Genomic DNA, 13,868 nt, shown 5'->3' on the forward strand with positions numbered 1-13,868 from the left:
TTGGCCTCGTGGTTTCCGAGCGGGTCCGGGTTCCACGCGCGGAACATCGCGAGTTGATCCCGCCCGAACTCATCCCTTGCGGGGATCTTCGCGTAAACGCCGCCCGGTCCGTTAAACGGATTGGCAGAAACCTCCGGAGATGCCCGCGATCCGCTGCCGGGTCCGGCCTGGGGCCCGCCATCCAGACCGGAGCCGAGGAGCGCAATGCCGAGCGCCCAGAGGCAGGGGGAGAGTAAGGTCCGAGCCATGCGGCACGAACAGTCGCAACCCAATGGCGCCAAAGGAAGGCAGCACAACTCGGCGTCCGCAGGCATCGCGCAACGGACACCCTAGCCGGCGAATGAAGAATTGTGAGAGCGAATTAGGCTGAGCAAAGATTATGGAACCTGATGCCGCCAGCGAGTGCGGTCAAAACGGTCTCGAGCGGCGATTCCGGGCTAGCACTGCCTCAGTCGCTCATCGGCAAGAGTTTTGACAAGAAATTGGAGGAACTGTCCAGGCCGATCTACGCCTTCTGGGCACTTCACTCCCGTTTGGCATCTGGCACTTTGGTTGAGTTCACCCTCAGGCAGAGAAGCACTATGAAATCCATCATCTCAGCCGCTTTGGCAGCTTGTAGCCTCCTCCTGTCAGTCCCTTCGTCCTTCGCGCAGAGTCAGACCCAGCGCGGCGAGTACCTCGTGACCATCATGGATTGCACCGGCTGCCACACCCCCGGCACCTTTCTCGGCAAGCCCGACATGCAGCGTCCTCTAGCTGGATCAGAGGTCGGCTTTCAGATCCCCGGCCTCGGCATCTTTTATCCGCCCAACCTGACCCCTGATCCCGAGACGGGCCTCGGCCGGTGGAGTGAGGCCGACATCATCAAGGCGGTGCGGACCGGTGTCAGGCCGGACGGTCGTCAGCTGGTGCCGATCATGCCGTATCATTCGTATGGCAAGCTCACAGATGCCGATGCCAAAGCTCTCGCCGGCTATCTCAAGGGCCTGAAGCCGGTCAGGAACCGGGTGCCCGGTCCGGTTGGAGCGAACGAGAAGCCCTCTGCCCCTTACCTTTCGGTGGTCATGCCCCAGTAGCCATCTGGAGCAGAGCACCCTCATCCAGAATTTGGAAGCCTCGGAGTGGCGCAGGAGACATCAGACATGCTCGAGGCAGAACTGCAGCTGCTGCGCGACGACGACACGGCGATTGCAACGATGCTGCAAGCGCTGGAGAGCAGCCTCGCGCTGCCGCTTCCACCGGAGCCGCCATTTCCGGTCATGTCGGATGTGACGGTCCTGCAGGATCGGGTCTATGCCATGGCGCGCAGGGTGGGAAACATGAAGCGGGTGATCCGCGACAGGATCCTGCAGCAGACGCTCGCGGCCGACTTCTCTCCGCACGCCGAGAAGATTGAAGCCTCAGGGTAGCATCATCGCATGATCGACTCTCGGATCTCACAGGATGAGCACTTGCGACACAGCAGCCTTCGACGCAATGGGTTAACGAGCACTTACCACAACGGGTGGGGGTGCGACATGCCAGCGAACAAGCAAAAATTTCTCTCCTCTGCGCGACGTGAGGTAGCGCGGCTTGAACAGAAACTCAGAGCGGTTGAAGCACAGATCGCCCGTCTGGAAAGCGATTCAGACCTCGGTCTTGCAGCACGGGATCATTTTATCGTCTGGAAGCGGCCCTGCCTTTTTGCTGCTTGGCCTTCTGTGATCCAATAGTCACCTTGTCCCCGCCTGTGTCAGCATGATCCAACAGTAACCAAGTGCTTGACGTCTCGGCCCGACACGGCAGGATAGCTTGGCGGAAGCGCACCTGACGGGACTTGAGGAATATTCAATGGCGACTGGCACTGTGAAGTGGTATAACGAGACGAAGGGCTATGGCTTCATTCAGCCGGATAGTGGGGGCAAGGATGTTTTCGTCCATGCCTCAGCGCTTGAGCGGGCTGGCATGCGCGGCCTCGTGGAAGGCCAGAAGATCTCTTATGAAGTGGAAGCGGACCGCCGTACCGGCAAAGAGTCTGCAACCAACCTGCAAAAGGCTTGATTGAGCCTGTCATGTCGTCAGCTGAATGCTGGCTCTTCAAGCCGCTCCTGACGGGGCGGCTTATTCTTTGGACAGGCCAAACAAAGGAGTGCCGGGAAAGCTATAGGCACGACCTCATTTTCCCGCGGCTGCCCCGCCTGCCCCCATAAGGCTTTTCATCGTACCACTCGGCCAGGTCGGCGCGAAATCCTCATCCTGATCCAGGCGTACCAGGAAAGCCGAGGCCAGGAAGTAGTGGAACGGAAAGCCTGAGTAATCGTCGTCGAGCATGGCGTCGACCTCCGGACTGGCGAAAAGCTGGCGGCTGATCAGGCCGTCTTCCATGCCCAGGACGACTCCGTAGCCGCAAGCGGCTGGGGTGTCGCCGATCCACCCGATATCAGCGAAGCTGAGAGCACATGGGAACACACCGTATTCGCAAGCCTTATTAGTCAGACCGACAGCCAATCCAGTTTCCTGGGCAGTGCGCGAACCGGAGGCACGTTTGGATATAACCGTGATACCAACCGATGACGGCAAAGTTTGGAACCTCACGGACCTGCTTGGCCGTCCGATGGGTCGGATCACCGAAGTGTCCGCCAAGCAGTTCACAATTCACCCGGATGGCCATGCTCTGGAGACCATGGTCGGCATCGACCATAGACCGTATACTTCCCTTGACGCCGCCTTGGCGGCAATCGAGAAGCATACCCGGGGCGTCTGCCGGCACCATTCGGGCGAGGATCAACCATGATCGGGAGTAGCCCAAATCTCGCTCTGCTCCGTGGATGAGAAACCATGCGGATCCGTGTCGACTGCCAGATGACGTACGAGCTCGGGCAAATCACGCCCATGATCGCGATCCTCAATGTGCACTCGTCGCGAGTGTCCGACCTGGAGCGGCCAGACTACCTGATCACGACCCCATCAGTGCCCGTGGAGGGATACCGGGACAGCTTCGGCAACTGGTGCAACCGCCTCGTTGCACCGGCTGGTACGATCACCCTTAAGACGGAAACGGTAGTTCGCGACACAGGCTGGTAGGATTCAGCAGATCCGGGTGCTGAGCAGACCCAAATCCAGAACCTCCCCTCAGAGACTCTGCTCTACCTTTTAGGCAGCCGCTACTGCGAGACGAACCGTCTCTCCGACATCGCATGGAGCCTCTTTGGATCAGCTCCGTTGGGCTGGGCCCGCGTGCAAGCGATCTGCGACTACGTGCACGATCATATCACCTTCGGCTACGAGCACTCGCGCACGCCACACCGGCCTTCCCCGCAGCGAAGCAAGGCGTATGTCGCGACTATGCTCATCTGGCGCTTACGTTCTGCCGGTGCATCAACATTCCCGCTCGCTATTGTACTGGGTACATCAGCGACATCGGCCTTCCACCGCCCCATGCACCTCAGGACTTTGCCGCCTGGACTGAGGTCTATCTGGGCGGCAGATGGCACACGTTCGACCCCCGCAACAATGATCCGCGGATCGGCAGAATTCTGATCGCCCGTGGCCGCGATGCTGCCGACGTGCCACTGACCCTCACGTTCGGTCCTAGCCCCCAGGTCGACTTTCGCGTAACCACCGAGGAAGTGATGGGATCAGCCCTCTGAGCGCCTTGTGTTCGCACAGTATGTTCGGCGCTTGGATCAGTTCAGTCGAGCGATACCGCTGCCCCAAAGATCCTTATGCTCCCCATATGGAACCTGAAGCCGAGCTTCCGTCACGTTCCACGACGAAGGAGCGTGTGTTCAATTGCCGCCCCACGTCTACTATCAAACGGGAGCTGAGACAGTGATCTGCGATTGAGCCGATGATCGGGCACATGAAGGTGGACGGATGGCTGGGACGCAATCACTTGCTCGGAACTGCGGGCGATGCGATGAACGCGTTGCGCATGGCCGCCGGAAATAATCTGCGGATACATATCGGCGATTACTGCCTCTGGTCGGGTCCCTCAGCGCCATTACTGCCCTGGCTGTCGATCATCGCCGCCGTTTCCGGCACTGCGCTTTATCTTCCGCACTTGTGCCAGTTGGCCTCGCAAGATGTCGATGGCGTCCCTTTCAGGAGCGGTCAGATCCTCCAGCTTTACATGATTGAGCAGCACCTCAAGCACATCTCCAATCCGCCCGAGCTGCCGGCCGTAACTTCCAACCTCGTCGAGAACCCTGTGCTCGATGTCTGGGCGTGGCGTCTGCCCAAGATTGATGTTGAAAAGCCCAAACTGCATTCCCTGCTGATTGAATGTCCAAGGGAGGATGTCCTGCCAGAGGTTCCGTGGGGCGAGTGAAGCTTGGACGGTAAGCGGAACGGTCTTCGGCATGGTCGACCCCTTTCGAAGGCGGCTGCACCTTTTCGGCCGAGTGCAAACAAGGCCTTGTCACATACATCGGCTGAACATCGCTGGCTTTTCGCCGACAGCATTTCCGACGGTCGAGCGATCAACGAGGCGGCCATTGATGAGCTGAAAATGGACACGCGCCGCCGCAGATGCACTGCCCCGCGAACAGCTTCCGATGGTCCGCCATCCGTCACGCGATCGTTGTAGAGGCTGATCAAACAGGCAGGTGCTGACACCAGCCGTTACATTCTTTGACGAGATGAGAAGTCGCCTGGGGTTGTTCGGATCGCCGCAGTTCGTCCCGGGTTGGATCCATTCTCCAAATGGCGTCTCGCTGGCTGGGATGGCGTCGGGCCGATTCATGGCCTCCTCGACGGCACCATCCCAGGTGTCGTCGGCGGGCAGACCATTGGCGACCTTGAAATCCGTGAGAGCCGATCGTGACGCCATTCCCCAGACGCCATCGCCCACCTTCCGATAGTAGCTCAGGTGTGCCAAGCGCTGCTGGATCCGCAAGGCATCACTCGGATTGAGGGGGTGTAATGAGGAGCCTTGAGGGGCCGTAAAGGCAACATAGAGTCCGGCAACGTTCGTCTCGGATAGAGAAGCCACATAGTTTGCCGGAGCAGCCGCATACCGATCATCAAAGACCGCAAGCTGCGTTCTCAAGTCCCACCGATCATCCGATCCCAGACCGTTGCGGGTCTTGAAATCCCGCAGGGCGACTCGGGATCTTTGGCCCCAAACCCCGTCGACCAGCCCCTGAAAGAAGCCTCGCTTCTGGAGCCGACGCTGAACCTGCGCCGCGGTTTCAAGGATTGCCAAATCCAGGACCTGCGGCTCGAGCACGGGCTCCTCGGGACGCCGTGTTGCATAGGCCGGCGCTTGAACTGGAGGGAGTACTGCTGTCTTGGTCTCGGTAGGCGGCGTGGGGGCGGTCGGTTCGGGCTGGAGTGTTCGAGCGCTTGGAACATAGTAGCTTGCGTCGGGATCACGAGGTGCAGACGACGGTGGCTCAGGCCGGGTGGCAGCCTGAGCGCCCGCTGGAATTTCAAACTTCCTCACGTTCAGGCCGAGTGCTTCAGCTTTTCGGAAGCTGAGCATCTCGGCGCCATCAGGCGGAGCGCTGGTGATGAAAACGATCGCGTCTTCGCTCAGGCCAAGGGATTGGAGATAGGCCCCGACCAGTGCGTTGCCTGGTCCAGTCTCAACCTTCCGGCCATTTTCCAGCTTCCAGGCCGCATGGAAGGCAATCCGCGCATCCGGTCCGGCCCATCTGGTTTTCCCTCCGAGCCAGGCAAGAGCGCAAGCGGAGGCGCAGAGCGTATCATCTGGGACGAGCGTGCTGAAACCTTTGAGGCGAATGGCCTTGCCGATTTCAATCCCGGCGATGAGGTTCCCGCCGATACTGTCGAACATGACGACAGCCTCCTTCAGGCGTAACACTTTGTCTGTGAACACGTCCTCGTCCCGGAAAGTAAGTTCACCCTCAACCGATACAACGGTGAGCCCGTTGCCTGCGGTTACCTTGATGTCGGCTGCTTTTGCACTTGTCCAAACGGCAAGAAGCATGGAGATAACGGCAAATCCCCTAGACTTCGTCATCTCCGGCGCCCCACAACAAATCCCCTGGCAAGGGTAAGGGCAGTCGAGCTCAGGCGCTATTCAACCTTTTGGAGCTCCGACTTATGCTCCGAGACTGATCCGACAGCTTCAACCACACGTAAAAGTCGGCTGGCGGGCACGCGCCATTTGCTGCCAGCGGTCCTTTGCTCTGGGCGCCCTCGCCTGCGGGCTACCTGAAGAAGGTTACCAAGCGTTGTCATGGGGGGAAGCGACCTCTCTTTCCGCGGGGGGAAGGAGAAATAAGATCCTGTTCGACCCAGTCGCCGTCGAGGATGATCCGTCCGATCAGGTCAGCCCGCCAAGGTGGCGGCAGGCCTTGCCAGCCCCGAGCGGGTCTCACCGCACCTGCTGCGCCATGCCTTTGCCACCCACATGCATTCCGGCGGCACGGACCTGCGCGTGCTAAAGGAGCTGTTTGGCCATGCCGGCATCGAAACCACCCAGATCTACACCCATCTCGACACCTCCCGCCTGCACCAGATGGTCCGCGACCTCCACCCGCTCAATGAGGACGGCCAGTCGAGCGATCGAGTTCTGATTGTATGAATAGACTTGATCGCCCAAGATCGGCTCAGGCTGGAACGAGCCTAAGCTGTTCGATGGCGGCCTTGGCAAGGCGCTTGCCCGACGTGGCATCGAAGCCATGCAGGGCGTTCTCCGGGAAGGTCAGATAGAGTACACCGCCATTGGCGACGTTGAAACTCTTCGGCAGAACCACAGCAAGCTGCTGCTCTGCCAGGGAACAGTAGGCGACGCGGTTGCCGCCGAGTTCCTCGACCAGTTCGACGATCGCCAGAAGCCCGTCCGAACCGGGATCATGCGAGGCTACGATGTCCTCTGGCCGGATGCCAAGTGTCAGGGCCTGCCCATCAACCAGTTGGGCGAAGGGCAGTTGGAGCGCCGCCTCCGGGGCGGCGTCCAGAACGGTGCGACCCCGCCTCACGGTCGACGGCATCAGGTTCATGGCCGGTGCCCCCATAAACCCAGCGACGAAGGTCGAGGACGGCTCATCATAAATCTCGACCGGGCTGCCGATCTGCTCGACCACGCCGCCGTTCATGACGATCAGCACATCGGCCATCGTCATCGCCTCGACCTGGTCATGCGTCACGAAGATGGAGGTTGCGCCGAGGCGCTTGTGCAAGCGTTTGATCTCAATGCGCATGCTGACCCGCAGTTTGGCATCGAGGTTGGACAGGGGCTCGTCAAAGAGGAAGACGCCCGGCTCGCGTATGATCGCGCGGCCCATGGCAACACGCTGGCGCTGGCCGCCCGACAGTTGGGCCGGCCGGCGATCGAGATATTGGGACAGATCAAGGATAGCTGCCACGTCCGCGACGCGGCGGTTCTGCTCCTCCTTTGCCACACCGGAGATCTTCAACGGATAGGCGATATTTTGGCGGACCGTCATATGCGGACAGAGTGCATAGTTCTGAAACACCATGGCACAACCGCGATCTGCTGGGTCGAGGCCATTGAGGCGGCGTCCATCGAGCGCAATCTCACCCTCGGTGATGTTCTCAAGCCCGGCGATCATCCGCAACAAGGTCGACTTGCCGCAACCGGACGGGCCGACGATGACAACGAACTGGCCGTCGGAGATTTCGGCATCGATCCCGTGCAGAACCTGCTTGCCGTTATAGACCTTCTTGAGGCCGGATAGGGTCAGCCGCGCCATCTTAGGCCTCCCGCGTCAGGCGCGCCCTGAGGCGGTCGATGGTGTCGGGCTCAAGTCCAATCGAGATCAAATAGGCTTCGACGGAGCCATGATTGTCGATCAGGAAAGCGAGCATGGCGACCATGGTCTGCCGTTCGCAGGCCAGCAACGGCCGGAAGGATTCGATGTCCGTGCCACGCGCGGCCGCGTCGGCGACGAAGGTCTCCAGCAACGGCGCGATCATCGGACCGGTCAATGCGTAGTCTTCGACGATGACGGCCGCCTCGACCCCAGCCAAGGCGAGCATCAGCGCCGCGATCAGGCCGGTGCGGTCCTTGCCCGCCGTGCAATGAAACAGCACGATGCCCTCGGGCGCATCGGCGATCAGCGTCAAGACCTGCGCAATCGCGCCGTGACGGGTTGTGAGCGCAGCGAGATAAAGATCGAGCAACAGGTCGCCGCCCGTCATGGTCGCCGGATCCAGCGCATCGAAGAGCGAGATGTTGTGGTAGGCGACGTCCGGATTGTCCCGGAACGGGTTCGGATGGCTTTCCAATTCATGGTCGCGGCGCAGGTCGATGACGGTCCGCACGCCTTCGCCGGTGAGCGTGGCCATGCCGGCCGTGTCGAGCCGATGCAGACCGTCGGCGCGGAGCAGACGCCGCCAGCGGGTCTGCCCCTCCCCCGAGGCGTAGCCGCCGAGGTCGCGGATATTGAAGGTGCCTGCAACGGCGACGTGTCGTTCGAATCGAGGCTGCATCAGCGAATTCCCGACTTCATGAAGGACTGGATGACCTGTCGCTGCAGGACGACGTAAATGAGGAGGATCGGCAGGCTCGCCAGCGTGGACGCGGCCATCAGCGGTCCCCATGCCGTCCCCTCGGACGTGATGAACATCTGAATGCCGATCTGGACGACGCTGCTTTCCGGCGTCCTCGAAAGGAGCAGCGGCCAGAAATACTCGTTCCAGGTCGAGATGAAGAGCAGGATCGCGAGCGACGCGATGGTACCGCGCAGGTTCGGCGCCATGACCTCCCACAGGATGCGCCAGCTTTTCGCGCCATCCATACGCGCGGCCTCGATGACTTCGGTCGGGAAGGAGCGCATGGCCTGGGCCAGCATGAGCACCGCCAGCGCGCCGGCAAAGTGCGGCAGGATCAGCGCGGCAAGGCTGTCGAGCAGGCCGAGGTCGGCGACCAGGCGGTAGTTCGGAATCATCACCACCTGGAATGGCACGAGCCAGGTCAGCGCGATCAGCGTGTAGATGGCCTTGTCGAAGGGGAAACGCCAGCGTGCGAAGGCATAGGCCGCGAGCAGGCCGGTGAAGAGCTGCACGACGGTGACGATGGCCGACACCAGGAAGGTATTGAGGAGCATTGTCCCGATCGGGATCGCCTTCAAGGCGTGGACATAGTTGTCCAGCGAGGCGGCGCTGGGCCAAAGCGTCGTCTCGAAGATCGCGTTTGCCGGGCGAAACGACGAGACGATCATCCAGTAGACCGGAAACAGGCAGATGATCGACAGAACGACCATCACGACGTGGCCGGCGGCGGTGTTCCAGCGGATCCCGGCTTTGCCCCTTGCGCGGTTGCGCGGCGCGACGTGCGATCGGGCGGGAGCGTAGAGCGCGTCAGTTGTCATGGAACGAGTACCTGTCCATCAGCCGGAAGAGAATGAAGGCGACGGCGCCGAAGCCGAGGAAGAGGATCACGGCGGCGGCCGAGCTCCACCCCACCGACATCGTCGAGAAGCCGAAATCCCAGAGGATGTAGAAGATATTGGTGGTTGCCCCGAGCGGTCCGCCGCCGGTCAGCACATGGACGTAGGAGAAGCTCCATTGCGCGCCGAGCAGGATCGTCATCAGCGTCAGGAACAGAATCGTCGAGCGCAACAGCGGCAGGCGGATGTCGCGGATGATCTGCCAGCGTGACGCGCCGTCCATGCGGGCGGCCTCGATCAGCGACGGGTTGATGTTGGCGTTCGCAGCCGAGAATATCAGCGTCGAGAAGCCGATCAGCTTCCAGCCGGTGAGCCCGATGATCGTCCAGATCGCCACCTTGGGATCCTGCAGGAAGCGGACCGGCCGGTAGCCGAACAGAGAGATCGCCTCGTTGACCATGCCGTGACCGGGATCCAGCAGCCAGCGCCAGATGGCGGCAGCCACCACGGGAGCAATGATCATCGGCATGAAGATGATCGCCCGATAGACATTGCGCGAGCGCGCCGGCAGGTCATGGGTGTAGATGGCGATGCCCAGCGGGATCAGAACCGCCAACGGCAGCAGGCCGATGACGTAGACCAGCGTATTGGACAGCGCCTGCCAGAATTTCGGCAAGGCGAAGATATTGGCATAATTCTGCCAGCCGACGAACCGCATCGGGGAGGTCGGCAGCATGTTCCATTCGTAAAAGCTCAGGCGAAACGCGTCGATCAGCGGCCAGTAGATCCAGATGATCAGCGTGATCGCTGCCGGCGCGAGATAGAGCCAGGGCGCGAGGTGACGCAGGTTGGTGCGCCGGGATGGCACCGCGACGGCGCGGGCCGGCAGCGGCTGGCTGAGCGCTGCGTCTGTCATGGACTTTCTCCGGATCTGAAGGCCGAGGCCTGGCATCGGACTCTCTCTGCAAGGAGCCCGATGCTGGCGCTTCGTCGTGTTACTTCGGCATCAGCGGCTGGGCATTGTCCTGCGCCGCCCCCATGGCCTTCGCCGGATCCATGCCGCCGAAGACGGCCATTTCGGTGCCTTCCATCATGATCTTCTGGATCTGCCGGTAGTTCGAGCCGGGGAAGGCCTCCCACCGCTCCAGGATCGCGAGTTGCTCGAGGTTCGGCTTGATCAGCGGATGCTTCTTGACCCAGTCGCCGAGATACTTCGGATCGTCGACGATGTCGGTCCGCAGCGGCAGATAGCCGATCTCGGAGGTGATGACCGTATAGGCCTCCTTCGAGGTCATGAACTTCATCAGCTCCCAAGCGGCGCGCTGCTTCAGCGGATCGCGGCTCAGGATCACCAGAGCGCTGCCCGAATTGTTCGGCCGCTGCGGCTTGTCGCCGAAGCGCGGCATGGTGGTCGCGCGCAGGTCGAATTTGCCTTCTGCGCCCTTCACCAGAAAGCCCTGGATCGCGGAGGTCTGAAGGTACATGCCGACATTGCCCGATGCCATGCCTTCCATGGCCGCCTGCAATTCGAGATTGGTGTAGGCGCCGCTGTCATAGAGATCGCGCAGCATCGTCACCGCTTCAACCGAGGCTGGCTGGGCGAAGGCCAGCTGTCTGCGATCCTCGGACATTAACCCGCCGCCGTTGGAGCGCAGCACGCCCTGGAACAGCCAATCGCCGGCCGAGGGGCCGAAGATGCCGGTCGCGATGCCTTCGGCTTTGGTCTTGTCGACGATGGCAAGGGCAGCCTGCTTGACCTCAGCCCAAGTCTTAGGCGGCTTGTCCGGGTCAAGGCCGGCCTGCTTGAACAGGTTAGCATTGTAGAACAGCACCGGCGTGGAGAAGGTATAGGCCAGGCCATAGGTCTTGCCGTTGATGACACCGAGCCGGAGGCCGTTCGGCGTGATCCCCTCGAAATGCTGCTTGAGCTCGGCTTCCGGAACGGTGCCCTCGAGTGCCACCGCGCCGAGATTGTCGACCGTAAAATTCAGGTCGGAAAAGACCATCTGCACGACGTCCGGGATGCGGCCGGCCGCGACGTCAGCCTGGATGCGGCTGGTGATATCAGCCGAACTTGCCCCGACACCCTCGACCTTGATGTTCGGATTGGCCTTCTCGAACGCGGCGATCATCCGCTTGGTCGCTTCCGCACCGTTGCCGGCAGAGGCGAGATTGTAGTTATAGTAGCTGATAGTCACCGGCTGTTGCACGGTGGCCGGGAACTCCCCGGCAAAGGCGGGAAGAGCGCCGCTGGCGGCAAGCAGAGCGAGCGAGCCGGTGAGGAATGTCTTGCGGTTCATGGGTGAGCTCCGATCGCGTGAATTCATTCGGCTGCGACGAGAGCGGCTTCTTGCGCCTGCGTCTCGTAGAAGCGGATGACCTCGGCCATGCCGGCGAAGGTATGGACCTTGAGCTCGCGGCGCTCGGCCGGTTGTGGCACGAAGGAAATTGTCAGCCCGAAGGCCGGACGGTGCCGATGGCGAAGGACGCGCCGGAAACCATCCGCAGACCTTCATGCAGGTAGCGCACGTCGGTTGCTGCGTGCTGGCCGATGCCGACGACCACCGGGATGCCGTACCAGTTGCTGACCCGGTCATAGTGGATATGGCCGGACAGGATGCCCAGGATGTTCTCGCGCCCCTTGAGCAGGTCGCGCAAAGCCTGTGTGTCGGCAATCGACAGCGCTTCCCATTCAAGCGCAGCGTCCTCATCCAGCGCCGGTGCATGGTGCATGACAAGGAGCTTTGGAAGATCCGGATGGCGGTCCAGCTCGGCGGCGAGCCAGTCGATCTGACCCTCTTCGAAGTGGCCCCCAATCTTAAACGGCTTGCTCGAGTCGATCATGACGACATGGATGCCATCGATGACGGCAGAATGATCGTAGGGCGCGCTCGTCTCCTCGGTTCGGCCGAGCATCACCGGATAGAAGCCTTCGCGCTTGTCGTGGTTGCCGAGCGTATAGAGCACCGGCATCGCGAGGCCGGCCTCGTCCATGATGCTCTTCAGGCGGTGATAGGCTTCCGGCTCGCCATGATTGGTCAGGTCGCTGCTGGCGACGATGAAACGCGGAGCTGGCTGCAGTGACTTGATGTCGGAAAGGATCGCCCGCAGCGTTGCTTCCGTATCGGAATAGAGATGATCGTCCTGAACATTCGGGTTGCCGATATGAAGATCGGTGATGTGCACGAAAGTGAGCGGGGTTGCGGACATGAGCATCGGATCCTGTGAGGCGCGCCCGCCGTAAGGGGCGGGACTTGCGTGAGAACAAGGGAGGAGGTAATCCAGGTTCATGACAACTGAATGAACGTTCATTCAGTCGTGTGGGAGAGACTTTTGGATCACGTCGTCGACAAGCGCGAGCGCATCCTGGCAGCCGCGTCCAACCTGATCGTGAAGAACGGGCTGCAATGTTCGATGGTGGAGATTGCCCAGGTCGCCGGTGTCGCGACCGGCACGGTGTATCTTTACTTCAAGTCGAAGGAGGATCTGATCCGTGGTGTCTATAGCCGGCTGACGGAGCAGGCGCTGGCGGCACTCGTGGTCGAACACGGCCCGGAGGTCTCGCACGAGGCGCGCATCCGCCGCTATATCGACGACTACATCACCTTCATCTGGGCTGACCAGGACCGCGCCATCCTGTTCGAATACCTCTCCAACGTGCCGCTGATTCCGGCCGAGGATCTGCGCAAGCTGTTCGCGCCTGTCACCGCCTTCACCGCCCGCCTCGTGACAGAAGCTCGCGCGGCGGGAATACTGCGCGACCTGCCGATGTCGGACATGGGCGGTTTCATTGGCGGCGGCATCCGCAACACGCTGAAATGGCGGCGCGTCGATGGATCAACGCTGTTGCCGGCCGAGCGCGCGGCAATTGCAGAGATGTGCTGGAGCGCGATCGCTGCCTAAGTGGGATCGGTTCAGGACCAGTTGAAACTGCACCATGCGCTCATGCGCTCTTTATGGATGTCTATCCTATGCCTGGCTCATCCACTCTATCTGGGGATGCAGACCCGCTTGGGATCGATCGCGCCTTCTGGTCTCCTAAGGTCAGCTCCGCACCGCATCTGGTTAGAGGTCGAACACTTCCGGTGAGCTACCGCCATCATCACGGCTATGGATTTCGACACACTCAGCGGAGCAGACCGCTGCCACATGCATGCCCTTCGCCCTGAATCCGGGCTTGGTGCTTGTTTTGCCTTACGCACCTTCAAGAAGCGCAGTCAGCTCCCGGCTATAGGTCTCCCGCCGTTGGTGATGTCGCGATTCAAGCATTGCAAGCGCGCGATCCTTGACGTGCGTATCTGGCAATGTCGCGATGAGGTCCTGACGTTGCCGCTCGTATTGATCATCCATTTCCTTCAAGATGGATTGGAGGGACTTCGCGAGAGGATGATCCTCGACAACTGTCGTTTCTGCAGTTTGACAAATCACTGTCTGCTCCCAGGGAACACAGCGCTCCAGCCACTTATGTGGGAAAACAAGTGCGGTGTCTGTCGGGAAAACGACAGATCCGATGAATTCAATACGATTTGGCGTATATTTCCGCACAGCGCTACATCATTAGACAAG

General features: G+C 60.9%; 16 protein-coding genes and 3 pseudogenes. 9 read left to right on the forward strand and 10 right to left on the reverse strand.

Going from position 1 to position 13,868, the window contains the following annotated elements; all coding sequences use genetic code 11:
* The coding region (locus JKL46_RS35225) for a hypothetical protein (protein ID WP_210381481.1) at positions 1-248 on the reverse strand (248 nt) is incomplete at its 3' end.
* 333 nt (positions 249-581) lie between these two features.
* Between JKL46_RS35225 and JKL46_RS26845 the strand changes: the two genes are divergently transcribed.
* From JKL46_RS26845 to JKL46_RS26860, 4 genes are all read left to right on the forward strand, one after another.
* Positions 582-1,076 (forward strand): c-type cytochrome, encoded by a 495-nt coding sequence (locus JKL46_RS26845; RefSeq protein ID WP_201838987.1) that lies wholly within the window; start codon positions 582-584, stop codon positions 1,074-1,076.
* A gap of 66 nt (positions 1,077-1,142) precedes the next feature.
* Complete coding sequence (locus JKL46_RS26850) at positions 1,143-1,409, forward strand: hypothetical protein (protein WP_201838988.1); 267 nt, start codon at positions 1,143-1,145, stop codon at positions 1,407-1,409.
* A gap of 108 nt (positions 1,410-1,517) precedes the next feature.
* Positions 1,518-1,712: a hypothetical protein gene (locus JKL46_RS26855; protein ID WP_201838989.1), complete on the forward strand. Its 195-nt coding sequence runs from the start codon at positions 1,518-1,520 to the stop codon at positions 1,710-1,712.
* A 118-nt stretch (positions 1,713-1,830) separates the two neighbouring features.
* The gene (locus JKL46_RS26860) at positions 1,831-2,040 is read left to right on the forward strand and encodes a cold-shock protein (protein WP_201839034.1); all 210 of its coding nucleotides are present in this window, start codon (positions 1,831-1,833) and stop codon (positions 2,038-2,040) included.
* Between the two features lie 114 nt (positions 2,041-2,154).
* On the opposite strand, the gene JKL46_RS26865 is transcribed toward JKL46_RS26860, so the two are convergent.
* Positions 2,155-2,487, reverse strand: a complete 333-nt coding sequence (locus tag JKL46_RS26865) for a hypothetical protein (RefSeq protein ID WP_201838990.1) — start codon at positions 2,485-2,487, stop codon at positions 2,155-2,157.
* A 49-nt stretch (positions 2,488-2,536) separates the two neighbouring features.
* On the opposite strand from JKL46_RS26865, the gene JKL46_RS26870 reads away from it, so the two are divergent.
* The 3 genes and pseudogenes from JKL46_RS26870 to JKL46_RS35795 all read left to right on the forward strand — a co-directional run.
* The gene (locus tag JKL46_RS26870; protein ID WP_343074128.1) at positions 2,537-2,773 is read left to right on the forward strand and encodes a hypothetical protein; all 237 of its coding nucleotides are present in this window, start codon (positions 2,537-2,539) and stop codon (positions 2,771-2,773) included.
* Between the two features lie 44 nt (positions 2,774-2,817).
* Positions 2,818-3,629: pseudogene (locus JKL46_RS26875) on the forward strand (transglutaminase-like domain-containing protein).
* Between the two features lie 161 nt (positions 3,630-3,790).
* Positions 3,791-3,937: pseudogene (locus JKL46_RS35795) on the forward strand (IS5/IS1182 family transposase); the annotation flags it as partial.
* A gap of 462 nt (positions 3,938-4,399) precedes the next feature.
* Here JKL46_RS35795 and JKL46_RS26885 read toward each other — a convergent pair.
* On the reverse strand, positions 4,400-5,965 hold the full coding sequence (locus JKL46_RS26885; RefSeq protein WP_201838994.1) for a peptidoglycan-binding protein: 1,566 nt from the start codon (positions 5,963-5,965) through the stop codon (positions 4,400-4,402).
* A gap of 318 nt (positions 5,966-6,283) precedes the next feature.
* On the opposite strand from JKL46_RS26885, the pseudogene JKL46_RS26890 reads away from it, so the two are divergent.
* Positions 6,284-6,532 (forward strand): annotated as a pseudogene (locus JKL46_RS26890) (tyrosine-type recombinase/integrase); the annotation flags it as partial.
* Positions 6,533-6,557: 25 nt separating this feature from the next.
* On the opposite strand, the gene ugpC reads toward JKL46_RS26890, so the two are convergent.
* The 6 genes from ugpC to JKL46_RS26920 form a co-directional block, all read right to left on the reverse strand.
* Positions 6,558-7,664, reverse strand: coding sequence for a sn-glycerol-3-phosphate ABC transporter ATP-binding protein UgpC (gene ugpC / locus JKL46_RS26895; protein ID WP_201838995.1), 1,107 nt, complete (start codon positions 7,662-7,664; stop codon positions 6,558-6,560).
* 1 nt (position 7,665) lies between these two features.
* Positions 7,666-8,403: a tyrosine-protein phosphatase gene (locus JKL46_RS26900; RefSeq protein ID WP_201838996.1), complete on the reverse strand. Its 738-nt coding sequence runs from the start codon at positions 8,401-8,403 to the stop codon at positions 7,666-7,668.
* Complete coding sequence (locus tag JKL46_RS26905; RefSeq protein WP_201838997.1) at positions 8,403-9,284, reverse strand: carbohydrate ABC transporter permease; 882 nt, start codon at positions 9,282-9,284, stop codon at positions 8,403-8,405. Before JKL46_RS26905 ends, JKL46_RS26900 begins: the two co-directional genes overlap by 1 nt.
* On the reverse strand, positions 9,274-10,218 hold the full coding sequence (locus JKL46_RS26910) for a carbohydrate ABC transporter permease (RefSeq protein ID WP_201838998.1): 945 nt from the start codon (positions 10,216-10,218) through the stop codon (positions 9,274-9,276). The genes JKL46_RS26905 and JKL46_RS26910 overlap by 11 nt, the downstream gene beginning before the upstream one ends.
* 79 nt (positions 10,219-10,297) lie before the next feature.
* Positions 10,298-11,602: an ABC transporter substrate-binding protein gene (locus JKL46_RS26915; RefSeq protein ID WP_201838999.1), complete on the reverse strand. Its 1,305-nt coding sequence runs from the start codon at positions 11,600-11,602 to the stop codon at positions 10,298-10,300.
* 151 nt (positions 11,603-11,753) lie between these two features.
* A complete protein-coding gene (locus tag JKL46_RS26920; protein WP_246529553.1) occupies positions 11,754-12,512 on the reverse strand; it encodes a metallophosphoesterase in 759 nt (252 codons plus the stop codon).
* A 123-nt stretch (positions 12,513-12,635) separates the two neighbouring features.
* Between JKL46_RS26920 and JKL46_RS26925 the strand changes: the two genes are divergently transcribed.
* Positions 12,636-13,205, forward strand: coding sequence for a TetR/AcrR family transcriptional regulator (locus JKL46_RS26925; protein WP_201839000.1), 570 nt, complete (start codon positions 12,636-12,638; stop codon positions 13,203-13,205).
* Positions 13,206-13,496: 291 nt separating this feature from the next.
* Here the strand turns inward: JKL46_RS26925 and JKL46_RS26930 are convergent, their stop codons facing one another.
* On the reverse strand, positions 13,497-13,847 hold the full coding sequence (locus tag JKL46_RS26930) for a hypothetical protein (RefSeq protein WP_201839002.1): 351 nt from the start codon (positions 13,845-13,847) through the stop codon (positions 13,497-13,499).
* Positions 13,848-13,868 lie beyond the last annotated feature (21 nt).

It is taken from the genome of Microvirga zambiensis WSM3693 (assembly GCF_016735695.1).
GTDB lineage: Bacteria > Pseudomonadota > Alphaproteobacteria > Rhizobiales > Beijerinckiaceae > Microvirga > Microvirga zambiensis.

Bases quoted from the DNA above. Each gene is read 5' to 3' on its own strand.
- JKL46_RS26845 (WP_201838987.1), top strand. From the start codon at position 582: ATGAAATCCATCATCTCAGCCGCTTTGGCAGCTTGTAGCCTCCTCCTG.
- JKL46_RS26850 (WP_201838988.1), top strand. From the start codon at position 1,143: ATGCTCGAGGCAGAACTGCAGCTGCTGCGCGACGACGACACGGCGATT.
- JKL46_RS26855 (WP_201838989.1), top strand. From the start codon at position 1,518: ATGCCAGCGAACAAGCAAAAATTTCTCTCCTCTGCGCGACGTGAGGTA.
- JKL46_RS26860 (WP_201839034.1), top strand. From the start codon at position 1,831: ATGGCGACTGGCACTGTGAAGTGGTATAACGAGACGAAGGGCTATGGC.
- JKL46_RS26885 (WP_201838994.1), bottom strand. From the start codon at position 5,965: ATGACGAAGTCTAGGGGATTTGCCGTTATCTCCATGCTTCTTGCCGTT.
- ugpC (WP_201838995.1), bottom strand. From the start codon at position 7,664: ATGGCGCGGCTGACCCTATCCGGCCTCAAGAAGGTCTATAACGGCAAG.
- JKL46_RS26900 (WP_201838996.1), bottom strand. From the start codon at position 8,403: ATGCAGCCTCGATTCGAACGACACGTCGCCGTTGCAGGCACCTTCAAT.
- JKL46_RS26905 (WP_201838997.1), bottom strand. From the start codon at position 9,284: ATGACAACTGACGCGCTCTACGCTCCCGCCCGATCGCACGTCGCGCCG.
- JKL46_RS26910 (WP_201838998.1), bottom strand. From the start codon at position 10,218: ATGACAGACGCAGCGCTCAGCCAGCCGCTGCCGGCCCGCGCCGTCGCG.
- JKL46_RS26915 (WP_201838999.1), bottom strand. From the start codon at position 11,602: ATGAACCGCAAGACATTCCTCACCGGCTCGCTCGCTCTGCTTGCCGCC.
- JKL46_RS26920 (WP_246529553.1), bottom strand. From the start codon at position 12,512: ATGTCCGCAACCCCGCTCACTTTCGTGCACATCACCGATCTTCATATC.